This is a genomic window from Rickettsiales bacterium (genome assembly GCA_033762595.1).
In the GTDB taxonomy this organism is placed as follows: Bacteria; Pseudomonadota; Alphaproteobacteria; order Rickettsiales; family UBA8987; genus JANPLD01.
Window position 1 is genome coordinate 1 of the sequence record JANRLM010000049.1, and the last position, 24416, is coordinate 24416.

A 24416-nucleotide genomic window follows, 5' to 3' on the forward strand; every position below is an offset into this window, starting at 1 on the left:
TTTATTATTGATTTTTATTCCAAGTTCTTGAAAGGCGCAGAAAACTAAGCCAATACAATCAACGCCATATTTTTTACTTCTGCCTTGATGTAAAAATTTCACGCCAAGATATTCCCTAGCTTTTGATAATATTTCATTTTTTGAAGTCATAATTTTATATATTTGCAAAAATTTTATTAATTCCTGGAATGTGAGGCTCGCCTCTAAAATTGACTGCATTATTGAATTTGCTAACACAGGTTGAAAATTTTTTATCGCACCCAGCAGAGATTTTATAATCATCGCCCACTTCAATATTAAACGGCAGAGGGGTTTTTAATTTTATAATTTGCTCTGAATATTCAGCTATTTCTCTAATGATTCCCTGATTTGCACCGCTGGTAAATTCCACCAGACCAAAATTAAAATATCCGCTTCCTTGAGTTAAAGAATCATCTTTGAATGAAATATTTGAGATTTCTTGGGTTACAGAGCCATTAAAGGAAAAATCTTCACGATTTAATTTGCATTTTGCATCGCAAAATCTAGCCCTACAATTTGGTGAATAATTTTGCGTGATGATGTTTTCAAGATGCTTAGCATATGAAGAAATTTCAAAAATATATTTATTATTATCAAAGATAATTTTTGAGATAAAACCCTTCTTAAGAATTACTTTTCCATCAGAAGTATTTTTATAATTAAGCAAAAATATTTCAATATCTGTATCATCAAAAAAACCAGATTTTATAATGTTTTCAGTGATTAAATCACTTTCAAAACTTCCCAAAAAATCTTCTTTGTTTTTTATAGAATTATTTGAAGCGAAATTAAAATTTTCCGTGTCAATCAAGGGTTGATATTCAAGCGTTTCAAAGGTAAATTTTTCTTGCAGATTTGTAAGCCCCAAGAAAAAATCCCCCTTTGAAATTTTGATAAATTTAGCGAGCGTTGTGAGATCGCTAGCTAAATGATTTCTCATATTTTCTGAAATATTTTTCATAAATCACCCCTCTAAAACTTCAATAAAACCAATTTTTTGAAGCGATCCTTTCCCGAAAGTTTCTTGAGAAAATTCCAAAAAATCATTTTCAAATCTAACGCAATTATCAAATTGAAAACTTGCTTTTATCTGAACACTAACTGCAGGAGGATGTGTAAAACTAACCAAGCCAGCATCATTTGATATATTATATCCAGATGATTGGAGAACCCCGTCCAAATAAATTTTTTCAGAGTTTTGAAAAATTTTTGTAATTTTTCTAGTAATGTAATTTTGTTCATCGCCATAATTTTTTATAAGTTGGAATTGTGTTTTTTCGCCGTCTCCTATGCCAATTTGTTGATCAATCGCCTCAAAATCCTGCCAATCCTTGAAACGAAAACTATAGGCTTTGCCTTGCCTTGCGATAAAAAACCATTGCACCTTTTCAGCTTGCAAATTTGAAATATCTTTGAAATTAATTTCAAATTTTCTGATAGGAATTTGCTGTAAAGAATTTCTTTTTTCATTGCCTTTTAGAAAGGAGATTACTTCAGTTTGAAATTCAATTTTGCTGGTGGCTTTTGCTGAAATATCTGCAGGAAACCTTATATTGTGAAATGAAACCATAACGCCCCCAATTAAATTAAAACTCTACGATAAAGGTTGAAAACTTCACGAGAAGCAGGGTTCAAATCCACTTTATTGCGATTCTCATAAAGATACGCAACTTGGTTAAGAAGTGCGGTTTTTATCTGTGCTGGAACGCTCTGCAAAGTTTCCCCAAAGCCTGTAAAATAATCTATCGTGATAAATCTTCCGCTTGGAATTTTATCAAAAAATAGAAAATATTTTGCTGGTGAAAGTTGATAAAAACTTGAGTTAAAAAGGCTTTCTGAGCCATCTTTGCCAATTATATTTATTTCATCAATGGAAATAACGGGGCCCATCGGCATTTCAATTTCATTATCAACATAATATTTGAAGGATAACCGCCATTTTTGCTTCAAGATGGAAGATTTCATATATCTTTCCGCATCTTGCCTCGCTGATTTAATCAAATCTTGAATTGTGTTATTTTCATAATCGCCAGTAATACGAACAAATCTTTTTACTTCATCTATTGTAAGCGGCTCTATGGTTGGCTCTTCAAGCTTCACTAATTCAGGATTTTTATTTTTTTTGAAAAAGGAAAACATATAATTTAGGTTTTGGGGGTTACTACTTTTTCTCCCCCTGTTTACGGGGGGAGATGGGGCGATAGACCCAGAGGGGGGCTTTGCTAATTTGCCCCCACCCTAACCCTCCCCCGCAAGCAGGGGAGGGAATTTTTGCTAAGCTGCGAGTTTCAAAATTTTGATTGCTTCAAAATTCACAACTTCACCGCCAACGCGTTTAGTTGTATAAAATTTCACGAAAGGTTTTTCTGTGTATGGATCACGCAGAATTCTAACGCCGAACCTATCAACGATTTGATATGCACGCTTGAAATCCCCCACCGCAACTGAAAGCGAATTTGCCGCCGGAACAGGCATATCAGAAGCCTGCATCACAGGAACGCCAAGTAAAGTATCAGGCACGCCAAGGCTTAAACCTGGTTGCCATAGATATTGATTTGTAGTTGATTCTTTAAGAAGTCTCACCGCTTGAACGGCTGAACGATTCATCAAAAAAGTTGAATTAATCGCATATTCATCTTTTAGAGCGTAATATAAATTAATTAGGGAATCTGGGGTTATAACGCCAGCAGTGCCAGAATTAATTTGCTGAATTTGTGAAGCCCCTGTGCCTGCTGCATAAGATAAAATTCCAGTAGGTTTTGCAGTTCCGTTACCAGTAATAAATGCACTATTTTCCTTACGAGAGAAAACATCTGCAAGCTTTTCTGTCAACCATTGCTCAATATCAATAGAAGAATCATCGATTAGTTTTTGCGTTGCTTTTGGCTGTGCAACTAATTCGTGAACTTCAATAGAAATTTTACCTATTTCTGGCGTGGTAGAATCATCAACTTCAGCAGTTTCACTAGCTGCCCAATCTGCACCTGCTGAAGTATTATCTTCAATAATTTCTAACGCATCAGAAGAAATTTGCGTTACAGATGCGATTTTTCTCATCGGTGAGGTTTCAAAAATAGTGCGAGCTAAAATTGAACTCATTTGTGGCGTAACTAAATATCCGCCATCAGCGTCAGTGCCCACAGAAAGTGCCTTTTTCTCAAGGTAAGCAAGCTCACCTTCAACGCCTTTGCGAATATAATTTATAAAGGCAGATTTATGCTCATTTGCTTCACGAGAAGTAACATCTGATTTATATTCACCGCCTAAAGATGGCCTGTTTATTATGGTTTCAACGCCATCTAAACGAGATTTGAAATTATCAATCACATTGCTAATTTTTGAAAGATGATCATTTGTAAGGCTATCTGCACTCCCTTTTCTTTCAATTTCATTGAGTCTTCTATCGTTAATTTTTTTGAACTCTTCCCATGCATGGCCGAGATCATCAACTTTTCTATTTATTGTATTCATATATTTTAGTTGTTAGTTGTTAGTTTTTAGTTTTTATTCTCCCTCTACCTCTGGGAGAGGGCAGGGGTGAGTGCTAAAATTAGTATTTAGTATAAGTATCAGTAGCAGTGATTTTTTATTCATTTCACTATTACTAACAACTGATACTAACTAAGGTTTCTACCCCCGCAAAACGCGGATTGCCTTGTTAAGCAAAGCAAGCAATTCTAATTCTTCTTCATTAGATTTTACGGAAGTAATTTTTGCGGATTCATTCGCAGGAAATGTTACAAGGCTGATTTCAAAGAGATCTGCACTTTTAATAAGCCTTATATTGCTTTCATTAATTTCAAAATCTGTAACTCTAAAACCGATGCTTAAACCTCGTAAAACGCCGGATTTCAAAAGAGCGTAAGCCTCTCTTGCCCTTTCAACTTCTAAAAGAAGTTTGCCTTCAACGAACAAACCCATCTCATCTTCTTCAATATGCGTGATGATGCCGATTGGCTCATCAGCTCTATGCTGCCAGAGTAGCTTGATGTTATTTTCACGCATTAAAGAATCTGAAAAAGCGAAAGGTAGAATTACATCATCGTGATTATCAATGATGTTATAAACACTTGCATAACCAGTAAATACGCCAAGTTTGCTGATTGATTTAATTTCAAGTGTGTAATCTTTAGAAAAATTTTTCATCGTATAAGATATTTTGTTTCGCATTGAAGAAATTATTTTCTGCCCTGCAAAATGATTGTGGAACGATAAAATTTTCTATGGAAGGGGGGAGGTGAAGATTTTTTTTATTTTTCTTGGAAGTGTTATAAAAAGATGGTAGAAACTTAGAAACAAACTCTCAGAAAAGGAATATTTATGGATAAGAAAAAAGCTCTTGAAACTGCACTTAGTCAAATTGAAAAATCATTCGGCAAAGGCTCAATAATGAAGCTCGGCGACAAGGAAGCAGTAAGCGTGGAATCAATTTCTACTGGCTCTTTGGGGCTAGATATGGCGCTTGGAATTGGCGGTATCCCTCGTGGTAGAGTGATTGAAATTTATGGGCCTGAAAGCTCAGGCAAAACCACTCTCACACTTCACATCGTAGCGGAAGCTCAAAAGAAAAAGGGAATCTGTGCGTTTATTGATGCAGAACACGCACTTGACCCAGTTTACGCTGAAAAACTTGGTGTAAATATCAATGATTTAATAATTTCTCAGCCAGATACAGGCGAGCAAGCTCTTGAAATCTGCGACACACTTGTTCGTTCAGGTGCGGTTGATGTTATAGTGGTTGATTCAGTTGCGGCACTTGTTCCAAAATCTGAGATTGAAGGTGATATGGGTGATGCCCAAATGGGTGCGCAAGCAAGGCTTATGAGTCAAGCTCTTCGCAAACTTACTGGTTCAATTTCAAAAACAAACTGCACGGTGATTTTCATTAACCAAATTCGTCAAAAAATCGGCGTGATGTTTGGAAATCCTGAAACTACAACTGGCGGAAATGCTCTGAAATTCTATGCTTCTGTGCGTATTGATATCAGAAAAACTGGCACAATTAAAGATAAAGAAAATGTTATCGGAAGCCAAACTCGTGCGAAAGTGGTAAAAAATAAAGTTGCCCCTCCATTCAAACAAGCTGATTTTGAAATTATTTATGGTGAAGGAATTTCTCGCTTGGGTGAAATTATTGATATGGGTGTTGCTACTGAAATCATTGAAAAAGCTGGCTCTTGGTTCGCTTATGGTGGCACAAGAATTGGGCAAGGTAAAGAAAATGCTAAGCAATTCTTGAAAGATAATCCAAAACTTGCCGAAGAAATTGAGAAAAAAGTTCGTGCTTCAAATCTTTCTTTCAATACCAGCAATGATGAAGATAAAGAGCTTGAAAAAGCCTCAGCATAATCTATCTAGTTTTACCTTAGTTATGTTTTATAAAATTCCCCCTCTCCCTCGGGAGGGGGTAAGGGTGAAGACTAAAATTAAATTAAATTATTAATGGGAGTTTTCACTATCCATAGATTTTAACCACTTAACCGCTAATTGTCACCCCGCACAAGTTGCGGGGTTAATGGTTAAAAGTGCTTCTAAGCATTAGTTTTGAGCTTGTTTTATGGTTAACCCCGCAATAAATGCGGGGTGACACTTAGGTGAAAATACAGCAGAAATTTATTAAAATCTATAGATACTAACACTCTTTTAATAATTTCATTTTACCCTGAATTAAATTAATTTGATATGTCGTTTGAAAGTAAGTTAGAAATTATAGTTAATAAGCATAAGGAAGTTGGCGAAAAATTACTCAACCCTGAAGCCTTATCCAGCAAAGATTACGCGAGTTTATCTAAAGAATTTTCTGCAATGTCGCAGAGTGTTTCTCTTATTGAAAAATATTTGAATTTGGTAAATTCCATTCCGGCCCTTGAGGAAATGCTCAAAGATGAAGAGCTGAAAGATCTCGCACAAGAAGAATTGCAAAACGCAAAAGAAATCCTGCCAAATTTAGAAAAAGAAGTCAAAATTGCATTGCTTCCAAAAGATGTTGCAGATGAAAAAAACGCAATTCTTGAAATAAGGGCTGGAACTGGCGGTGATGAAGCCGCAATCTTCGCAGGTGATTTGTTGAATATGTATATGCGCTATGCCCAAAAGCAAGGCTGGAGATTTGAAATTATGGACGCATCTGATAGCGATATGGGTGGTTATAAAGAAATTATTTGTAGCGTTACGGGTGCAGGGGTTTTTGCTAAACTCAAGTTTGAATCTGGCGTTCACAGGGTGCAAAGAGTTCCAAAAACTGAAACACAAGGCAGAATTCACACGTCAGCTGCAACCGTTGCGGTGCTTCCTGAAGCTGAAGATGTTGATATTCAAATTGATGATAAAGACTTACGAATTGATGTTTTTCGTGCACAAGGGGCGGGTGGCCAGCACGTTAATAAAACTGAATCAGCAGTGCGTGTAACGCACCTTCCAACAGGCATTGCGGTTGCACAACAAACTGAAAAATCTCAGCATAAAAATAAAGCACAAGCAATGAAATTGCTTAAGTCAAAATTATATGAAATCCAACGCCAAAAACTTGATGAAGAGCGTGCTTCTTCAAGAAAAACCCAAGTTGGTAGCGGTGATAGAAGTGAAAAAATCCGCACTTATAATTTTCCACAAGATAGGGTTACGGATCACAGGGTAAATTTAAGCATTTTCAATATTGAAAAGATTATTGATGAAGGTGATATTGATGACATTGTGAACGCCTTGATGCTATCTGAGCAAGAGGCAAAACTCTCAGAAATTGGGTGATTATTTCTTCAACTTAACCGCAACCGCACGGGCTTCTTTAGTAATATCAACGCCGGAAATCATTCTTGCGATTTCCTCAGTGGTTTCTTTTTTATCAAGAATTTTAGCAGAAATCTCAGTTTTATTTGTAGAAGTTTTTTTGAAAACAAAAATATGATTACTTGCTTTTCCAGCAATTTGGGGCTGATGCGTAATGCATAAAACCTGCTGATTTTCACTAAGTTTTTTAATTCTATCCCCCATTAAATCAGCGGTTGCACCACCAATTCCAGTATCAATTTCATCAAAAATTAGGCAAGCGGAAGATTTTATTCCAGATAAAGCAATTTTTAATGCAAGCATCACCCGAGAAATTTCGCCACCTGAAGCCACCTTCCCAAGCTCTTGCGGTGTTTGCCCGGGGTTAGTTGCAACCTTAAAAATTATATTATCAATTCCTTCTGCTGAAATTTTTTCTTTTTCAGAAGTAATATCAACAAGAAATTTTGCTCCCTTCATATTAAGCACTGGAAACTCCTGATTTACTAGGGTTTCAAGCTTATTAGCAGAAGATTTTCTTTTCTCAGAAATTTCTTCCGCTAGGCTAAAATATTTTTCTAATAAGTCTTTTTCACGATTTTTAAGCTCTGATAAATTATTATTTGAGTTTTCTAAATTTGCTAAATTTTCGCTATAAATATCAATCAAATTTGGCAGTTCATCACATAAAACATTATATTTTCTTGCAAGCTCACGAAGGGAAAATAATCTTTCTTCAATTTCATCTAAATTATTTTCTTGGCCAGAAATTTCATCATTAATTTCAGAGATTAAAATTGCAGCTCTATCAGTTTGAACTATAGAGTTTTCAAGGGTTTCATTGATTAAATTAATTTTTTCATCAGCAACTAAACCAGATAATTTTGTAATAGATTTTTGGATTTGTAACAAATTTTTTGCGATATTTAATTCTTCCAGCTGATTATTTGCACTACTTAAAATCTCCAAAATTTTCTTTTTATTTGATAGAAATTTCCTTTTTTCAACAAGTTGTTCTTCTTCATTATTTTCTGGAGAAAAATTCTCAATTTCCTTAATGGCGTGCTTTAAGAAATCTCTTTCTTTTTCTCTTTCTTCTGCTGATTTTTCAAGGGTTTCAATTTCTTTTTTTACTTGTTTTATTTCTCTAAAAATATTTTCTAAATTACTTTTTTTTGAATTCAAATTTGAATAATTATCTAAAATTTCAATGTGATTTTTGCTATTTAGCAAGCCTGTAAAATCATTCTGGCGATAAGATTCCACCAAAAATTCTGCAATATTTCTCACAAAATTTTGAGAAACGGGGGTTTCATTTATAAAAATTTGTGATTTGTTTCCGATATTTCTGCGAATTATAATATCGTTTTCAGGCTCAATCTCAGCCTCTTTTAGAAGGTTTTTAACCTTTTCATTTTCAGAAATATCAAAGCTTAAACTTATAAAACCTTTATCATCTGAAGTTATAATTCTATTGTTTTTCGTGCCGAGTGTGAAGGATATGCAATCCAGCAGAACTGATTTGCCAGAGCCAGTTTCACCAGTAATAATGTTCAAAGAATTGGAGAAATCTAGCGAGATAGATTTTATCAGAGTCAAGTTATTTATCTGTAATGCAGTGAGCATTTATTTTTCTAAAATTATATCTATTATTTCTTGAGGATTCCAAGTGATATGACCACAATTTTTAAGCGGATAAAGATAAACATCAAGCCCTTTTTCTTTTGCTATTTCAAATAATTTTTCAGAATGTTTGAAAGGTGTTGTTTCATCATCAATAGGGTGAAAAAGTAAGATTTTCCCTTGATATTTTGTCTCTTGTAAAATTTTTTTATTATCAAATTTATGACGAAGAATTTTTGATAAATCAAATTCTGCAAATTCTGGATATAAATCAGTGCTTTTATCAAAAAGGTCAGTAAAACTGGCGATTAAAGCGATTTTCTGAACATTTTTATAATTAAGTGCCTCATTCAGTTTTAGTGCAGTATTATTGCCAAGCGATTCAGAGAGGATAATTAAGTTTGGATAGTTTTCATTCTCTAAAAATTTGGCAATTGCTTTAACATCTTTTTCAAAGCCAGCCTCAGAGGGCTTACCAGAGGAAGCGCCATAACCCCTAAGTGAAACCGCCACAAAGCCATTACCAGTTTTAATAATTTCTTTAAGTAAATTCACCCGATATTCAGGCTCAAAAATATCATCTTTTGAGGGCGTTCCAACATTCCCTAAATGCCCAGTATTGCCGTGAAAAACAACAAAAACAATGCCATCTTCATTTTCAGGTTGCTTAACCCAGAGATTTATTCTTTCAAAATCTTCGGTTTCAAGGCTTATATTGTTTGTTTCAGGCAGGTGATATTCAAGCGGATGTTTTATTTTACCTACATCGCTAAGGTTTGGCTTAAAGATTATAGAATCTTGCACAAGAGATAAAATCAGCAATTTTATGTAGGCAATAAAAGACAATTATTTAGTATAAGTTAATAACAAATATTATTAACCAAAATAAAATATTCTACTAAAAATATTAGAAAAATTATTTACCAGAAGCTTTTTTTAATGCAGAAGCAAGCCTTTTTGTAATTCTTGAAGCAGTATTTTTCTTAATTAGCCCCTTAGAAACACCTTTTGCAAGAGTGCTTTGAGCTTTTTTAACAGCTTCTTTTGAAGTGTTAGCATCACCAGAGGAAATCGCCTGACGAGCAGATTTGATAATAGTTTTAATCTTGCTTTCAGTAGCGTTATTTCTTAACCTTCTTTTCTCAGCTTGGCGAGCTGCCTTTTCTGCGGATTTATGAGTTGCCATACTTAAATTTTAATGTTTTGAGGGTTTCATCTATGCCTTTTTTAGCTATATGTCAAGGATTATTTGGTTTAGACAACTAACTCAAATATTTTTGAATAATTCCCGCACTTTAGCGAGTCTTAACATTTTTGCGTAGGCGTAGATTATGCTGGCAAAATAGCCATCAACGCCGTAAATGAAGTATCTTCTAAGGAAATAGGATTTTAGGAAAGCAAAAATTGGTTCAAAAATCATTCTTGCGAGAGTTGGAGGTTTTCTGCCAGATTTAACCCAATCTTCAGCTTGTAAAGTGCTGTAGGAGTTGATTTTTTCCGCCCAGTGCTTCATAGATTTGAAACATCTATGATATACATATCCTTGCAAAATTCCTAATTTTTCTGAGGGGGTTTTAAGTAGAACTGAATCGTGAACTTTGCTTGCACTAAAGCCAGCTTTTTCCTTATTATAAAGCCGAACAAAATTGCTGCCGACTGCAAAAATGGGTGGCTTTTCTTGCCCCAGAAAAAGCATCTGCCAGAACATTTTATAGGCAGGAAATTCCTCAATTTTAGAATTCTGAAATAATTTAATGATGTTTTCTCTTAGAGATTCGCTTAATTCCTCATCAGCATCAAGGTTTAATATCCAGTTATTTTTAGTTTGCTCTTCCGCAAAAATTTTCTGCTCGCCGTAACCATTCCAATCTTTATGAAATATTTTGCAGTTAAATTCTTTAGCGATTTGAAGGGTTTTATCAGTGCTACCACTATCAACCAAGATTATCTCATCAGCGATATTTTGCACTGATTTAAGGGTATAGGGCAGGCGTTCTTCCTCATTTTTAGTAATAATTGTAACCGAAAGCGGAAGTTTCATAATTCATTTTATAAGCCGTATTCACTCGCCATTCTGAGCATTCTAGCTCTTCTATTAACACTTCTAATAAGTTGCCTTAGCAAAATAAATACTAGCAAAGAATTACAAACATGCCACAAGAAATGCGAGCCAGTTGGAAGAACTGAGCAAACGCCCTTATCAATTATACGGAAGAATAAAGAACATATTCCAACAATTGAAGCAAGCAGGAATTGCCTTGCGGAAGCCCGCCTTTTTGAGTTGAGATAAATTGCTACAAAAACTAGCGTACCCATTGAGGAAAGATAGGCAACGGAATCATTAAGTGCGTTCGGAAAGTGGCTTATCATAATATGTGTAGAGCCTATAAAGGCGAGGTAACAGATAGTTATTTGAAACCAATTCAAGCCGACAAGCCTAATCATCACACTAAAAAAGAAGACATTTATAAAAATCACAATAAATAATATATCTAGAAGTTCAGTGTAATAGTTAGGCATCATGTGAAATAGCGTGCTTGCAACACCGATGCAGAAGGTTAGAATTGTTAGAATATGAATATCTAAAATTCTTTTTTGTGAAATTTCTGGATTATAAAAATAATAATGAAAATTTAAGAAGCCAGCGATGAAAAAACAGAGGCTACTAACTACATTCAGGGGTTCTTCCCACATTCCGTGGCTGTGCCTTTCGCATACGCCAAATGAATGTGCAAGCGGTGTTGATAGCAAATCCGCAGGTGCATTCATCAATAGATATAACTTATCTGTCATTTATTTTTTTAAGATTTATACAATTCTTCAAGCTAATAGTTTCCATTAAAACTATCCATAAAAAACGCTTAAAATCAATATATTACTAGATGTTATTAAGATTTTCAGATATTTTTACAACATCACCTATTATGATAATTGCAGGGTTTGAGATGTTAGATTCTATAATTTTTTGAGCAATATTTGAGATGTTTCCGTAAATTATTTTTTCTTCCTTTAGGCTTGCTGATTGAACTGCAGCGACATTTTTATTTTTATCCATTCCAGCTTGCATAAAATTTTCTGCAATAATTTTAATATTCCCAACTGACATATATAAAACTATTGTAACGCTAGCTTTTGCAAGGTATGCATAATCAATTTTGGGTGGATTATCATCATAAGAATGGCCACTTAAATATATTACACCATCTGAAATTTCTCTAAAAGTAAGGGGGATATTAAAGCGAGATGCAGAGAGATTTGCGGCGGAAATTCCAGCGATAACTTCAAACTCAATATTGGCATTTTTGAGTTCCAGAATTTCCTCGCCTCCACGGCCGAAAATGAAGGGATCTCCCCCTTTCAAGCGAATAACTTTTTTCCCTAAATTAACTTGATTAATAATTTCATTATTAATTTCACCTTGCTTCATATGGTGAAATTTTGGCTCTTTACCTGCAAAGATTTTCTCAACATTTGGCGGAATTAAATTGATAACATCTTCAGAAATCAACCTGTCATAAATCACAACATCGGGGTAAGAAGTAAGAATTTCAAAGGCTTTGAGAGTAAGATAATCCTTACTTCCAGCCCCCGCACCAATAATGTAGACTTTATGCTTTTTCATTTTACTTTATAAGGTTTTGGAATTCCATTTATCATAATTGCGGCTTTGCCATCTGAGCAACCGCAGGAGCGAACATCTCTTGTTCTGCATTCCATTACCGCCTCTGGATTCAAGCATTTCATATATTTTGATGGGTTACCAGTTATTAAAAATTCTGTTGGAATATCCCTTACCCATTCCTCTGCATCAATGCCTTTTGGTGGGTTTAGCTTGCCAATAGATGCACCTGAAAGAGATGGTTTCCTTGTTTTTATTTTGAGTTTTTTAGCTTTGCCAGTTTTTTTATCTTGAATCACAACCGCCATATTTTTCTTAATTGGCCTTTTCCTAAAATAATCAACTGGCGCAAGGCAAATTCTATAAACACAACGCCAATATCTTTTCAAGCCATCATTGCAAAATTTCTTACTTTTCTCACATTCTTTTGCATCACCGCAATTTAATTTTACGCACGCCTGATATTCGTCAAGCTCTGGCTTGCAAGCAAGATGGCCTTCCACGCAAGAGGGGTTTGTTTTTGAAAGCTCAGGATCTCTACAGGTTTCATTCATGCAATCCCAATAAAATTCGGTTTCATTTTTCAAAACTTCACATCTTTTTTTGCCATTATCGCATATTTTTATAATTTCTAATTTAGCTTCCTCTTCATTGATTTCTGGGGTGGTTGAGATAGTTTCTTTTTTGTTTTTGGGCAAATTTTTTGCATCATCTTGGAAGCAAATTATTCGCATACATCTGCTATATTTTTCGCCATAATTTTTGAGAGGTTTGCATCTTTCAACTCCTTTGGCACATATTTTTAACTCTTGAGCATTTACCTCAAGGCAAAAAAATGTTAGAATGAATATAAAAGTTGTAAAATATAATTTCATAGGTTTATTATATAAATAAAATCACAATAAATATATTTATTTTGAATCAAAATTCTAAAAAAACTATTTTGCAAGTGCTTCCAGCCTTAAATGATGGTGGGGTTGAACGTGGTGTTTATGATATATGCAGTTTTGCGGTTAAAACTGGCTTTGAGTATGAAATTCAGGTCGCCTCCTCTGGCGGAAAATTTGTTGATAAACTCCGTCAAAAAAACATAAAACATCACAAATTAAATTTGAAAACTAAGAATCCGATTAAAATTATTCTTAACGCCTTTAGATTAGCAAATGTCTGCAAAGAAAATAATGTTGGCGTGATTCACGCAAGATCTCGTGCACCCGCTTGGAGTGCATTTATTGCCTCAAAAATCGTTGGAGTTCCCTACATAACAACTTTTCACGGCTTTTATAAATTTCAAAATATTTTCAAGAAATTTTATAATTCCGTAATGGTTTATGGCGATAAAATTATCGCAGTTTCTCACTTTGTGAAGAATCATATTCTCACATTCTATAATGTTTCTGAGGAAAAAATTATTACAATTCATCGTGGCGTTGATTTAGATTTTTTTAATCCAGAAAAAATTTTAGCTGATGAAATTGCTCATTTGAAAGATAAACTTGGCATTACAAATCAAAAAATTATTTTGCTAGTTGGCAGAGTTACTCATTGGAAAGGGCAGGATATCGCAATAAAAGCGATGAAAAAAGTTAATTCAGATGCAGTTTTGGTTTTAGTGGGTGATGTGAAATCTTCTTCACAAAAATATTATGAAAATCTCAAGCGAATTGTTGTTGAGAATTCTCTTGAAAATAAGGTGATTTTCGCCGGTTCATCAGATAATCTTCCGCTTTACTATAAAGCCTGTGATGTTGCTCTTAATACCTCTAGGGAAGCTGAGACATTTGGGCGTGTAACAGCGGAAGCTGGCGCGTTTGGTAAGCCAGTAATTGCAACAGATATTGGCGGTTCACTTGAAATTATTAAGGAAGGCAAAACCGGCTATTTAGTGCCGATTGAAAACCCAGAAATTCTTGCCAATAAAATTGATGAAGTGTTAGTAATTTTTACTGATAAAAACTTCGCAGAAGAATTTTCAAAAAACACGATTGAAAGAATCCATCGCAAATTTTCCCTAAAGCAAATGTGTGAGAAAAACTTTGATTTATATAGGGGGATAATCTCAAACAGCCATTAATTTTCGGCTTCTTTTACGCTCTGCAGAGGTAGGGATATTCATAGCCTCACGATATTTTGCGATTGTTCTTCTTGCAACATCAATACCCTTTTCATTCAAGATTTTTGCAATATCATCATCAGATAAAATATCTTTTTCTGCTTCAATAATTTCTTTGATTAAATTCTTTACACTCTCAGTTGAAATATCATTTTCAGTAAAATTTGAGCTAAGTGAGTTAGTGAAAAAATATCTTAACTCCAGAACGCCCCTTGGCGTTGCTATATATTTATTTGCAACAACTCTGCCTATTGTAGTTTCATGAAGCTCAAGTTTTTCTGCTACTTGTCGCATTGTTAGCGGTTTTAGGAAATTAATTCCTTTATCAAAAAACTCAGTTTGGAATTCAGCAATTTCAGCACTAACCCTCAAGATTGAATCATATCTTTGGCTTAATGCTCTTAATAAAAAATTAGCGGAATTAATATTTTTATTTAGGAATTGCTTATCATTTTCATTGATGATTTTATCTTTAGATTTTCTAAAAAAATCTTTTTTAACTTTGAGTTTTGGGATAATATCATAATTAAGTTCAACGCTCCATTTACCAGATTTTTTAATCAAATATAAATCAGGGATTTTTGTTTCGGCGTTGACTTCCGCAAAATTGCTAGCTGGACGAGGATTTAGAGCTTTAATTTCTGCAATCATTAATTTCAAATCTTCATCATCAACTTTGCATAATTTTTTAAGTTTTTGAATTTCCCCTTTTGCTAAAAGTGGTAAATTACCAAGCAGAATTTCCATAGCTGGATCAAGCCTATCAAGCTCTTTAAGCTGGATTTTTAAGCACTCCTCAAGGCTTCTTGCGAACACGCCGATTGGGTCAAGTTTTTGCAATTCTAAGATAAGATTTTCAATTTCACAGATTTCACAATTTAATTTATTTGCAAGCGAGGAAATTTCTTCCTCTAAATTTTCGCCGCTTAAATAGCCTTTTCCATCAAGCATTTCAACAAGATATGCAGAGATAATTCTTTTCGCTGGATCAAAAAAATCTAAATTAATTTGCTCTAGAAGGTGATCTTTTAGAGTTTTTTCTTCAGAGAAGTTTTTTTCAATTATTGAAGTTGTATCAGAGTCATTATTATAATTGCCAGCTTCAATTTGGGAAATATCGCCATAATCTTCAACGCTGAAATCATCATTATCTTGGCTTTGGACTTCGTTATCAAGCCCGCTATCTTCCTTGAAGTTTTCCTCGCTTAGATTTTCATAGGAGTCTTTTTCTTGAGTTTCTTCAAACTCTTCATTCTTGTTTTCGTCAAGGTTAGCTTCATTTTCAACTATCTCATCATTTTCTTTTTCAAGCAAAGGGTTTTGCTCAAGTTCGGTTTCAATAAACTCATCAAGTTCAAGCGAAGATAATTGCAAAATCTTCAAAGATTGTTGCATTTGTGGGGTTAAAACAAGCTGTTGGGCTTGCTTTAGAACAAGTGATTGCATTTGACTAGCCATAATTATAATTGTAAGATTTTTTGAATGAAAATCAAGTAAGCATAAATTTTAATGCCAATTTTAGATAAAATTTCAGCGGGAGAATTGAAAAATTCTCGCAAGGCAGTTCTTGCCTTAGATCTCGGCGAGAAGAAAGTCGGCGTTGCTAAATCTGATGCAACTTGGCTAATTGCAAGCCCCTTGAAGGTTTTAGATAATAAAAAATTTTCTGTTTTAGCGGAAGAAATCTTCAAATTAATTATTGAAAATGAAATTATTTTAGTGGTAATTGGCTTGCCTTATAACGCTGATGGCTCAACTTCAAAAAAGCAGCAATCAATAATGCAATTTGGCAGAAATCTTGATAAATTTTATCAAGAAAAAATAATAATGCTTCCAAATAATATTTTGCCTACTAAACTGAATATTTATTTCCAAGATGAGAGATTTTCAACTCAGATTTCTCATAATCGCTTGCAAGAACTGAATCTAACTGAGGGAATGAAGAAAAAATTTATTGATAAACTAGCTGCAGCAGAAATTTTACAAAGATTTTTAGATTTTTTTTAATTTATGAAATTCCATAAAAATTTAATTGAAGCGATTATAGATTGCCTTGAAGATGTTTTTGAAGGCGGTTTTTACGCTGACAAAGTTATTGAAAGAAAATTCAAACAAAATAAGCAATTTGGCTCTCGTGATAGGGCTTTTGTTGCTGAAAATTTTTACGATATTGTTAGAAATTTTCGTTTGCTTTATGAAATTTATGAGAAAATTCCAAACAATCGCAAAGCTTGGCAGTTACTGGTTTTAACGCATATTTATATTAGCAAAAATCAGTTTGTAGATATCCCAGAATATCAAAAAATTGATGTGGATTTTGTTAATAGTAGAATTGTGAAGCTCTCCAAAAACCCTGCGGTTTCAACTTCATTTCCTGATTGGTTGTATAAATTTTGTGAAAAAAATCTTGGGGGTATTTGGCCGGAAACAGCGATAGAATTAAGCAAAACCGCACCGCTTGTAATTAGGGCTAATACTCTAAAAATTTCACCTGCAGATTTAATAAATGAATTATCTAAAGAAAATATTAAAGCAAAAATTATTGAAGATGATGCAATATTAATTCCAGAAAGGGTAAATCTTTTCAAAACTAATTCTTTTAAATTAGGCTATTTTGAAGTGCAGGATTATTCCTCGCAGCAAGTGGCTAAATCCATAGATTTTAAGCCAAATTTAAGGGTTGTTGATGCTTGTGCTGGGGCTGGTGGTAAAACTTTGCATCTTGCAAGTTTGATGAAAAATAAGGGTAAAATTATTGCCTTAGATGTTGATGAAAGAAAGCTAACGCAACTAAAATTAAGAGCCAGAAGGGCAGGGGCTTGCAACATAGAAATGAAACTTATTGAAGGCACAAAAACTATCAAAAGGCTTGAAAATTCAGCCGATATTTTACTTCTTGATGTGCCTTGCAGTGGGCTTGGTGTTTTGAAAAGAAACCCTGATAGTAAATGGAAATTAACTTCAGAAAGAATTGCGGAATTAGAAAAAACTCAGCAAGAAATTTTACAAAATTATCATTCGGTTCTTAAGAAAAATGGTTATTTAATTTATTCAACTTGCTCAATTTTGCCTTCTGAAAATCAATTGCAAATTGAAAAATTTTTAGAGAATAATAAAGATAAATTTGAATTTATTTCGGATAAAAAAATCCTTCCACAAGATAAAGGCTTTGATGGTTTTTACATCGCAAAGTTAAGGAAATTATAAAGTTTTAGATTTAATATCCGAAAGATAAATCTCATTTAATTCATTGGTTTTTTTGTATCCTTTGCCATTTTTGAAAAGGCTTGGTTCAATTATTTCAACCGGATAAACCCCAAGCGTAACATTTGTAATAAAAACTTCATCAGCACCTGATAAACTTAAATAATTAAAATCACCTTCAATTACTTCAAAAGGCGAGAGTTCAAGAATAATTCTTCTTGTTACGCCTGCTACACAGGGGCTTTTAAGGCTTGGTGTGTATAATTTATTGCCCTTAAACCAGAAGATATTTGCAGCCCCACACTCACAAATTTTATCATCTATTGAAAGCATTAAACCATCAAAAAAACCTTCTTTTCTGGCATTTTCTTTAACTAAGCTATAGCTTAGACCATTCATCAATTTTTGGTTACTAGGCAGACATTCAGATGGAATTTTGCGATATTTTGATATTTTCAATTTCGCACTTTGGCGCTCCATTTTAGGGCGTTCAACAATCTCAATTACAAGTGAAGGCTCAGTTTCGTAAGTAGGCATATAGCCTCGGCTTCCCTCACCTCTTGTAATTATAATTCTAACAAAACCATCTTGAATTTGATTAAGATTTATAAGGTTTTCAACCTGGCTTTTAAGTTCAAGAAATGAATAATAAATACCTATAGAATTAATCCCCTCCTTCAGCCTTTCCATGTGATAATCAAAATGATAGCAGATTTTATTGTAAAACGGAATTGTTTCAAACACGCCATCACCAAAGCGAAAACCCCTATCTCGCACAGAAATTTTGGCATTTTCTGCGTCTAATATCTCATTATTTATCAATATCTTAAGGGGCATATTTTATATTTTAAGCAAATTTATGAATCGCATAATATAAATTAAAAAATATATATAAAGCGATATTTGATTTATAGTATAATCAGGAATTTAGTTGATAAATTTGTGCATAGGTATATTACATCTAATTAACAAAATCTCTCTCAAATGTGCGGAATTATTGGTGTTACTGGCAGAATTGATTCTGCTGAAATTGTTGTGGAAGGCTTAAGAAGGCTTGAATATCGCGGATATGATTCCGCAGGAGTTGCAGTCAGCCAAAATGGGAAAATTTCAAGGGTTCGCTCTGAAGGTAAAATCAAAAACCTTGAAAAAGTTCTTGGAGTAAATCCGCTTAAATCTCAGCTTGCGATTGGCCATACAAGGTGGGCAACTCACGGCGCTCCATCTGAAAGAAACGCTCACCCGCACGCCACAGATAAAGTTGCGGTGGTGCATAATGGAATTATTGAAAATTACCTTCACATCAGGGCGGAGCTTCAAAAATTAGGGGCAGAATTTCATAGCGAAACTGATACGGAGATTATTCCGCATTTAATTACAAAATATCTAAATGATGGCAACAGCAAGAAGGAAGCCGTTATCAAGGCGGTGCATCGCTTAGAAGGTGCTTATGCACTTGGTATAATTTTTGCTGATGATGATAAAACAATTTTCGCCACAAGGCACGGCGCACCTTTGGTTGTGGGTTACGGCAATTCTGAAAATTATATCGCCTCTGATGCGTTAGCACTAGCACCACTCACCTCAAAAATTTGTTATCTTGAAGAGGGTGACATTGCAGAAATTACGCCAAAAAATATTATAATTTACAATAGAAAAGGCGAAGAAGTAGCACGGAAAATCCAGCAATCAAACCTCTCCGCAATAAATATCGGTAAGGAAAATTATCGCCATTTTATGCAGAAGGAAATTTTTGAGCAGCCAAGCGTTATTGGTGATAATTTCCATGCATATTTTAATGGTGTTCAAAACACAATTTCAATGCCGAATTTACCATTTGATTTATCTGAAATTTCTGCGGTTACAATAATTGGTTGTGGCACTTCATATTACGCTGGAAAGGTTGCTACATATTGGTTTGAAAGACTTGCAAAAATTCAAGCAACGGCAGAAGTAGCATCAGAATTTAGATATAGAGAAGCAATTTTACAGAAAAACGGAATGTGTATTTTTCTCTCGCAATCAGGTGAAACGGCGGATACTTTAGCGGCTCTCAAATATGCAAAATCGCAAGGTCAGAAAACTATTGCGATTGTTAATGTAACACAAAGCTCTATAGCTCGTGAAGCAGATTATGTTCTGCCAATTTATAGTGGCCCTGAAATAGGCGTTGCATCAACAAAAGCCTTCACAACTCAGCTTTGCACTTTGGCGTTTTTGATGTTGAAAACTGCCAAGAAAAAAAATCCATCACAGGTTGATTTATATAATAATTCCGCTCGGATAATGCTTGAAATTCCCTCGCTAATTTCACAAATTTTGGAGAGCGATAAACATATAGAAAAAATCGCAGCCGAGCTTTCTGGCTATCGCGATATTTTATATGTTGGGCGTGGTGTTTCATATCCGATTGCTATGGAAGGTGCGTTAAAACTCAAGGAAATCTCGTATATTCATAGTGAAGCAACTGCCGCTGGAGAGTTAAAACACGGGCCTATAGCCCTTATTGATGAAAATGTGCCAGTGGTTGCGATTGCCCCAACTGATGAATTGTTTGATAAAACCGCCTCAAATATTAGGGAAATTGCCGCAAGGGGCGGAAAAATAATTCTAATCAGCGATAAACTTGGGATTGACAATTTGAAAGATGTTACTGCTCACGCAATAGAAATGCCAATGATTGATTGTAGCAGAGTAGCTTTCATCTGCCAAATTATTTCTCCAATAATTTATTCAGTGCCAGTGCAGTTGCTTGCATATTATGTTGCAGTTGCGAAGGGAACAGATGTTGATCAACCCCGCAATCTCGCAAAAAGCGTAACAGTTGAGTAGATTTTATAGATTAATTGCTTCCACTAAATTTTCAATTTGCTCTTTTGTGTGTGAGTTTGAGAAGGAAAACCTAAGCCTAGCTGTGTTTTTTGGTATAGTTGGTGGACGAATTGCGTGAACTAAAAACCCATTTTCTGCCAGTTTTTTACTCATCGAAACTGCTTTTTTACTATCGCCGATAATTATCGGAATTATTTGAGATTCTGGCTCTTTTATAATGAAATCAGAATTTTTCTTTTTCATTAAACCATAAAAATATTTTGCATTTTCTAATGCAAATTTTCCGATATTTTTATTACTTAAAACAATTTCAACCGCTTTGTTGTTGCTTGCTAAAACTGAAGGTGGAAGTGCTGTGGAAAAAATTAGAGGCTTACATTTATTAACTAAAAAACTCTTAATGTTTTTAACGCCGCTTGCATAGCCGCCTAAGCCTGCAAAGGCTTTGGAGAGAGTTCCAATCTTAATAAAATTTTCATTTTTTATGGAATATTTTTGGGCAGAAAAATTAATATCATGAGCGAAATCAGCAATCACAAAAGAATCATATTTTTTGGCTATTTTATTTATTTTTTCAAGATCAGCTCTGTCGCCGTCCATACTAAAAACGGCCTCAGTAATAATTCCGCAATTTTTGAAGTTTTTACGATTTTTTTCTAAAATCTGCTCTAAATTTTTATAATTATTATGATGAAATCTTTTAACTTCTGCACCACTTAAAAAACTGCCTTCAATAATGCAAGAATGGCTTAATTTATCAATGACAAGCAAATCATTTTTACCAAAAATTGCTGAAATAATGCCAAGATTTGTAAGATATCCGCTAGAAAAAACCAAAGTTTCATCTGTTGAATTTAGCTTAGAAATATTATCTTCAAGATCTTTGTATAATTTATTATTGCCCGTTATAAGCCTGCTTGCACCTGCACCCGTGCCATATTCATCAGTAGCTTTTTTGCTCGCTAGAATTAACCTTTTATCATTCGCAAGCCCAAGATAATCATTACAAGAAAAGCTGATATATTCTTTATTATCACGAAATATTTTTGCAGGGCTTTTTCTTTCAGAAATGCTTAATTCCCTAAATCTATCCTCTGATTTCGCCTTTTCAATTTCTTGTAAAAATAAGTTATTTAATGAATTTTTTTTCAAAAACTGCCTTTTTTAGTAACCTTATTATAATCAATTTCATTTGCTTGATTAAAATTATTTTCGCCTGCCATTTGCTTCAATTTTTCAATGCGATTTGCAGGGTTTGGGTGCGTTGAAAACAAGCCATCAACTGCCCTTGCGTGTAGCGGGTTTATTATAAACATATGAGCAGTTGCTGGGTTTTCTTCCGCGGTTTGGTTATCAATAATTTGTGCTTTGCCAGATATTTTTTGTAAAGCTGAAGCAAGTGCAAGTGGTTTGCCAGAAATTTTTGCCCCAATTTCATCTGCTTGATATTCCCTTGTTCTTGAGATTGCCATTTGCACTAGCATTGCGGCAATTGGTGCAATAATTGAAACGATGAGAATTACAAAACCATTTTGGTTGCGATTTTCTTGATTATTTCCACCACCAAAAAACATTGCAAAATTTGAAATCATAGAAATTGCCCCAGCAATAGTTGCGGTAATTGTCATTATTAGGGTATCTCTATTTTTTATATGAGCAATTTCGTGGGCAATTACGCCTTCAATTTCATCTTTATTTAGAATATTTAATAAGCCAGTAGTTACAGCAACCACACCATTTTCAGGGTTTCTGCCTGTTGCAAATGCGTTCGGTTGCGGATTATTAATAATATAAATCTTCGGCATCGGAATTTCAGCGTTGTGCGATAATTTTTCAACCATTTCAAATATTTCAGGCGACTGCGATTTTTCAATCGGCTCAGCCTTATACATTTTTAGAACTATTTTATCAGAGTTATAATAAGCAAAAAAATTCATCAAAAATGCGATAAAAATGGCGATTATCATTCCACTCTGGCCGCCAATTAAAGCACCGACAAACCCCATAAAAGCGGTTAAGCCAGCAATTAAGATAAATGTTTTTGTATATGCAGGCATAGTGTTATTTGATTAATATAATACCAATATATAGTTAAATAATACAAAAATTTCAACTAAGACGCATTTTGAAATCTTGATAATTAAAGGATTTTACAATTTCATAATCGCCATTTTTTCTTAAGATAGCTATATCAGGCAGGGCAATTCCATTAAAGGTAGTATTTTTAACCATTGTATATTGCATCATATCTTCAAAGATAATTTTATCCCCTGCTTTCACTTCTTTATCAAAGGAATATTCGCCGATAATATCGCCTGAAAGGCAGGTGTTGCCACCCATTAAATAAGTATATTTTTTCTCATTTGAAAGCCCTGAATTTATCACCCTAGGGCGATAAGGCATTTCAATAACATCTGGCATATGTGCGGTTGCGGAAGTATCTAAAATCAAAATATTTTTCTGATTTCGGACAACATCTAAAACTGAGGCAACAAGCCAACCTGCATCATAGGCAATCGCACCGCCCGGTTCAAAAATAACTTCAATATGTGGATATTTATTTTTGAAATTTTTGACACGAGAAATTAATTTTTCCAAATTATAATCTGGGTGATTAATATAATGACCACCGCCAAAATTAATCCAAGAAATTTTGCGGAAATATTGGCTGAATTTTGCCTCAATTTCATCAATCATTTTGATGGAATCTTCTGCTAAATTTTCACATAAAATATGAAAATGTAGCCCTGAAATTTTTTCAAATAATGCATCATTAATATTTTCAATATTTTCACCAAGCCTTGAACAAGGCGAGCAGGGATTATACATTTCGCTATTTTTAACAAGGCTAAGCAAGGGGTTAACGCGAAGCCCGATATGTAAATTTTTATTTTGTGATTTTATTTTTTGATAAAATTTTTCTAGCTGAGAGATTGTATTAAATGAAAGATGATTTGAAATCGGGATTAATTTTTCAATATCTTCCTCAGTATAAGCTGGGGAATAAGTGTGAACTTCCTTGCCGAAAGTTTCATAGCCGAGCATCGCTTCATTAAAACCACTGGCGGTTGTGCCATCTAAATATTCGCGGATTAGCGGGAAAATTGCGAACATTGAAAAGCCTTTGAGTGCTAACACAATTTTGCAATTTGCTTCAGTTTTTAGCCTTTTTGCGGTTTCAAGATTTTTGATTAATTTCGCCTCATCAAGCACATAGGCTGGGGTTTTTATGTCCTTAAAAATTTCTGTGATATTTTTCATTTTAATCAAAAAGTGCGGAGATCGAAGTTTCATTAAATATACTCTGAATGCCTTTCGCAATAAGGGGCGCAACGGAAATTGTTTTAATTTTACTTTCTTTTTTGCCTTCCTCACTTAATGGAATTGAATCAGTGATATAAAGTGCTTCAAGCGATGAATTTTTAACCCTTTCAACCGCTTTGCCAGATAAAACGCCGTGCGTAATATAGGCTTTTACTGATTTTGCGCCCTTTTCTTTAAGTGCTTTTGCGGCGTTACATAGCGTTCCTGCGGAATCCGCGATATCATCAAATATAATGCAATGCTTACCTTCAACATCGCCAATTATATTCATAACCTCTGAAACGCCAGCTTTTTCACGGCGTTTGTCAACGATTGCTAAATCTACATCATTAAGCTTTTTGGAAAGCGATCTTGCCCTTGCAACCCCACCAACATCAGGGGATACAACAATTACATCAGATAAATCTTTATGTTCATCTGTGATTTCCTTCACGAAAGCTGGGAGGGAATATAAATTATCAAGAGGAATATCAAAAAAACCTTGGATTTGTGCGGCGTGTAAATCCATGGTTAGAACTCTATTTGCACCGGCTGAGGTTATGATATTCGCCATTAATTTTGCAGAAATTGGTGTTCTTGGCCCCGGTTTTCTATCTTGCCTAGCATAGCCAAAATATGGGATAACCGCCGTAATCCGCTTGGCAGAAGCCCTACGCAATGCATCGAGACAAATCAGCAATTCCATCACATTATCATTAGTTGGAAAGCAAGTTGATTGAATCAAAAAAACATCTTCACCACGAACATTTTCCTGAACTTCAACCCAAACTTCATTATCTGCAAAACGCTTAACATCTGCCTTCATTAGCGGCACTTTGAGATTTTCAGAAATCGCCTTTGCAAGCTCTGGATTGCTATTACCAGAAAGTAATTTAAGCCCTGTCATAGTATTCAGTTGATGGTTGATAGTTGATG

The 24416-nt window shown here is 34.4% G+C and carries 24 protein-coding genes; 6 read left to right on the forward strand and 18 right to left on the reverse strand.

Annotation, left to right across the window (positions count from 1 at the left end):
- Nucleotides 1-154: 154 nt before the first annotated feature.
- The 5 genes from SFT90_03660 to SFT90_03680 form a co-directional block, all read right to left on the reverse strand.
- Nucleotides 155-982 carry a DUF2163 domain-containing protein gene (locus tag SFT90_03660; GenBank protein MDX1949582.1) on the reverse strand — a complete coding sequence of 276 codons (828 nt, stop codon included), beginning with the start codon at nucleotides 980-982 and terminating at the stop codon, nucleotides 155-157.
- Between the two features lie 3 nt (nucleotides 983-985).
- Entirely contained in the window at nucleotides 986-1591 is a 606-nt protein-coding gene (locus SFT90_03665; protein ID MDX1949583.1) for a DUF2460 domain-containing protein, read from the reverse strand.
- A gap of 11 nt (nucleotides 1592-1602) precedes the next feature.
- Entirely contained in the window at nucleotides 1603-2160 is a 558-nt protein-coding gene (locus tag SFT90_03670) for a phage head-tail connector protein (protein MDX1949584.1), read from the reverse strand.
- 135 nt (nucleotides 2161-2295) lie between these two features.
- Nucleotides 2296-3492, reverse strand: coding sequence for a phage major capsid protein (locus tag SFT90_03675; protein MDX1949585.1), 1197 nt, complete (start codon nucleotides 3490-3492; stop codon nucleotides 2296-2298).
- A gap of 159 nt (nucleotides 3493-3651) precedes the next feature.
- Nucleotides 3652-4167: an HK97 family phage prohead protease gene (locus tag SFT90_03680; protein ID MDX1949586.1), complete on the reverse strand. Its 516-nt coding sequence runs from the start codon at nucleotides 4165-4167 to the stop codon at nucleotides 3652-3654.
- A 174-nt stretch (nucleotides 4168-4341) separates the two neighbouring features.
- On the opposite strand from SFT90_03680, the gene recA reads away from it, so the two are divergent.
- On the forward strand, nucleotides 4342-5370 hold the full coding sequence (recA, locus tag SFT90_03685) for a recombinase RecA (GenBank protein MDX1949587.1): 1029 nt from the start codon (nucleotides 4342-4344) through the stop codon (nucleotides 5368-5370).
- A gap of 333 nt (nucleotides 5371-5703) precedes the next feature.
- Nucleotides 5704-6768 carry a peptide chain release factor 1 gene (prfA, locus tag SFT90_03690; protein MDX1949588.1) on the forward strand — a complete coding sequence of 355 codons (1065 nt, stop codon included), beginning with the start codon at nucleotides 5704-5706 and terminating at the stop codon, nucleotides 6766-6768.
- Here prfA and recN read toward each other — a convergent pair whose 3' ends face one another.
- The 7 genes from recN to SFT90_03725 form a co-directional block, all read right to left on the reverse strand.
- Nucleotides 6769-8412 carry a DNA repair protein RecN gene (gene recN, locus SFT90_03695; protein MDX1949589.1) on the reverse strand — a complete coding sequence of 548 codons (1644 nt, stop codon included), beginning with the start codon at nucleotides 8410-8412 and terminating at the stop codon, nucleotides 6769-6771.
- Entirely contained in the window at nucleotides 8413-9255 is an 843-nt protein-coding gene (locus SFT90_03700) for a hypothetical protein (protein MDX1949590.1), read from the reverse strand.
- A gap of 70 nt (nucleotides 9256-9325) precedes the next feature.
- Complete coding sequence (rpsT, locus tag SFT90_03705; protein MDX1949591.1) at nucleotides 9326-9595, reverse strand: 30S ribosomal protein S20; 270 nt, start codon at nucleotides 9593-9595, stop codon at nucleotides 9326-9328.
- 81 nt (nucleotides 9596-9676) lie between these two features.
- The gene (locus SFT90_03710) at nucleotides 9677-10450 is read right to left on the reverse strand and encodes a glycosyltransferase family 2 protein (protein MDX1949592.1); all 774 of its coding nucleotides are present in this window, start codon (nucleotides 10448-10450) and stop codon (nucleotides 9677-9679) included.
- An 8-nt stretch (nucleotides 10451-10458) separates the two neighbouring features.
- On the reverse strand, nucleotides 10459-11202 hold the full coding sequence (locus tag SFT90_03715) for a hypothetical protein (GenBank protein MDX1949593.1): 744 nt from the start codon (nucleotides 11200-11202) through the stop codon (nucleotides 10459-10461).
- Between the two features lie 85 nt (nucleotides 11203-11287).
- Nucleotides 11288-12031 carry a uroporphyrinogen-III C-methyltransferase gene (cobA, locus tag SFT90_03720; protein MDX1949594.1) on the reverse strand — a complete coding sequence of 248 codons (744 nt, stop codon included), beginning with the start codon at nucleotides 12029-12031 and terminating at the stop codon, nucleotides 11288-11290.
- Entirely contained in the window at nucleotides 12028-12903 is an 876-nt protein-coding gene (locus SFT90_03725) for a hypothetical protein (GenBank protein ID MDX1949595.1), read from the reverse strand. Before SFT90_03725 ends, cobA begins: the two co-directional genes overlap by 4 nt.
- 41 nt (nucleotides 12904-12944) lie before the next feature.
- On the opposite strand from SFT90_03725, the gene SFT90_03730 reads away from it, so the two are divergent.
- Nucleotides 12945-14102, forward strand: a complete 1158-nt coding sequence (locus SFT90_03730) for a glycosyltransferase family 4 protein (GenBank protein ID MDX1949596.1) — start codon at nucleotides 12945-12947, stop codon at nucleotides 14100-14102.
- Here SFT90_03730 and rpoN read toward each other — a convergent pair.
- Nucleotides 14088-15599, reverse strand: coding sequence for an RNA polymerase factor sigma-54 (gene rpoN, locus SFT90_03735; GenBank protein MDX1949597.1), 1512 nt, complete (start codon nucleotides 15597-15599; stop codon nucleotides 14088-14090). The genes SFT90_03730 and rpoN overlap by 15 nt on opposite strands.
- A gap of 51 nt (nucleotides 15600-15650) precedes the next feature.
- Between rpoN and ruvX the strand changes: the two genes are divergently transcribed.
- A complete protein-coding gene (gene ruvX / locus SFT90_03740; protein ID MDX1949598.1) occupies nucleotides 15651-16148 on the forward strand; it encodes a Holliday junction resolvase RuvX in 498 nt (165 codons plus the stop codon).
- Between the two features lie 3 nt (nucleotides 16149-16151).
- Nucleotides 16152-17348: a methyltransferase domain-containing protein gene (locus SFT90_03745; protein MDX1949599.1), complete on the forward strand. Its 1197-nt coding sequence runs from the start codon at nucleotides 16152-16154 to the stop codon at nucleotides 17346-17348.
- Here SFT90_03745 and SFT90_03750 read toward each other — a convergent pair.
- Nucleotides 17343-18182 (reverse strand): aminotransferase class IV, encoded by an 840-nt coding sequence (locus tag SFT90_03750; GenBank protein MDX1949600.1) that lies wholly within the window; start codon nucleotides 18180-18182, stop codon nucleotides 17343-17345. The genes SFT90_03745 and SFT90_03750 overlap by 6 nt on opposite strands.
- Nucleotides 18183-18329: 147 nt before the next feature.
- On the opposite strand from SFT90_03750, the gene glmS reads away from it, so the two are divergent.
- A complete protein-coding gene (gene glmS, locus SFT90_03755; protein ID MDX1949601.1) occupies nucleotides 18330-20177 on the forward strand; it encodes a glutamine--fructose-6-phosphate transaminase (isomerizing) in 1848 nt (615 codons plus the stop codon).
- A 3-nt stretch (nucleotides 20178-20180) separates the two neighbouring features.
- Here the strand turns inward: glmS and SFT90_03760 are convergent, their stop codons facing one another.
- Genes SFT90_03760 through SFT90_03775 form a run of 4 tightly spaced genes read right to left on the reverse strand, consistent with a single transcriptional unit; the run spans nucleotide 20181 to nucleotide 24387 of the window.
- Entirely contained in the window at nucleotides 20181-21329 is a 1149-nt protein-coding gene (locus tag SFT90_03760; GenBank protein MDX1949602.1) for an aminotransferase class I/II-fold pyridoxal phosphate-dependent enzyme, read from the reverse strand.
- Nucleotides 21326-22234, reverse strand: coding sequence for a zinc metalloprotease HtpX (gene htpX / locus SFT90_03765; protein MDX1949603.1), 909 nt, complete (start codon nucleotides 22232-22234; stop codon nucleotides 21326-21328). The genes SFT90_03760 and htpX overlap by 4 nt, the downstream gene beginning before the upstream one ends.
- 52 nt (nucleotides 22235-22286) lie before the next feature.
- Nucleotides 22287-23438: a carboxynorspermidine decarboxylase gene (gene nspC, locus SFT90_03770; GenBank protein ID MDX1949604.1), complete on the reverse strand. Its 1152-nt coding sequence runs from the start codon at nucleotides 23436-23438 to the stop codon at nucleotides 22287-22289.
- Between the two features lies 1 nt (nucleotide 23439).
- Nucleotides 23440-24387 (reverse strand): ribose-phosphate pyrophosphokinase, encoded by a 948-nt coding sequence (locus SFT90_03775; protein MDX1949605.1) that lies wholly within the window; start codon nucleotides 24385-24387, stop codon nucleotides 23440-23442.
- Nucleotides 24388-24416 lie beyond the last annotated feature (29 nt).

Excerpts from the sequence above, each read along its gene's own strand:
- SFT90_03660 (MDX1949582.1), bottom strand. The coding sequence starts at position 982 with ATGAAAAATATTTCAGAAAATATGAGAAATCATTTAGCTAGCGATCTC.
- SFT90_03665 (MDX1949583.1), bottom strand. The coding sequence starts at position 1,591 with ATGGTTTCATTTCACAATATAAGGTTTCCTGCAGATATTTCAGCAAAA.
- SFT90_03670 (MDX1949584.1), bottom strand. The coding sequence starts at position 2,160 with ATGTTTTCCTTTTTCAAAAAAAATAAAAATCCTGAATTAGTGAAGCTT.
- SFT90_03675 (MDX1949585.1), bottom strand. The coding sequence starts at position 3,492 with ATGAATACAATAAATAGAAAAGTTGATGATCTCGGCCATGCATGGGAA.
- SFT90_03680 (MDX1949586.1), bottom strand. The coding sequence starts at position 4,167 with ATGAAAAATTTTTCTAAAGATTACACACTTGAAATTAAATCAATCAGC.
- recA (MDX1949587.1), top strand. The coding sequence starts at position 4,342 with ATGGATAAGAAAAAAGCTCTTGAAACTGCACTTAGTCAAATTGAAAAA.
- prfA (MDX1949588.1), top strand. The coding sequence starts at position 5,704 with ATGTCGTTTGAAAGTAAGTTAGAAATTATAGTTAATAAGCATAAGGAA.
- recN (MDX1949589.1), bottom strand. The coding sequence starts at position 8,412 with ATGCTCACTGCATTACAGATAAATAACTTGACTCTGATAAAATCTATC.
- rpsT (MDX1949591.1), bottom strand. The coding sequence starts at position 9,595 with ATGGCAACTCATAAATCCGCAGAAAAGGCAGCTCGCCAAGCTGAGAAA.
- SFT90_03710 (MDX1949592.1), bottom strand. The coding sequence starts at position 10,450 with ATGAAACTTCCGCTTTCGGTTACAATTATTACTAAAAATGAGGAAGAA.
- SFT90_03715 (MDX1949593.1), bottom strand. The coding sequence starts at position 11,202 with ATGACAGATAAGTTATATCTATTGATGAATGCACCTGCGGATTTGCTA.
- cobA (MDX1949594.1), bottom strand. The coding sequence starts at position 12,031 with ATGAAAAAGCATAAAGTCTACATTATTGGTGCGGGGGCTGGAAGTAAG.
- SFT90_03725 (MDX1949595.1), bottom strand. The coding sequence starts at position 12,903 with ATGAAATTATATTTTACAACTTTTATATTCATTCTAACATTTTTTTGC.
- rpoN (MDX1949597.1), bottom strand. The coding sequence starts at position 15,599 with ATGGCTAGTCAAATGCAATCACTTGTTCTAAAGCAAGCCCAACAGCTT.
- ruvX (MDX1949598.1), top strand. The coding sequence starts at position 15,651 with ATGCCAATTTTAGATAAAATTTCAGCGGGAGAATTGAAAAATTCTCGC.
- SFT90_03745 (MDX1949599.1), top strand. The coding sequence starts at position 16,152 with ATGAAATTCCATAAAAATTTAATTGAAGCGATTATAGATTGCCTTGAA.
- SFT90_03750 (MDX1949600.1), bottom strand. The coding sequence starts at position 18,182 with ATGCCCCTTAAGATATTGATAAATAATGAGATATTAGACGCAGAAAAT.
- glmS (MDX1949601.1), top strand. The coding sequence starts at position 18,330 with ATGTGCGGAATTATTGGTGTTACTGGCAGAATTGATTCTGCTGAAATT.
- htpX (MDX1949603.1), bottom strand. The coding sequence starts at position 22,234 with ATGCCTGCATATACAAAAACATTTATCTTAATTGCTGGCTTAACCGCT.
- nspC (MDX1949604.1), bottom strand. The coding sequence starts at position 23,438 with ATGAAAAATATCACAGAAATTTTTAAGGACATAAAAACCCCAGCCTAT.
- SFT90_03775 (MDX1949605.1), bottom strand. The coding sequence starts at position 24,387 with ATGACAGGGCTTAAATTACTTTCTGGTAATAGCAATCCAGAGCTTGCA.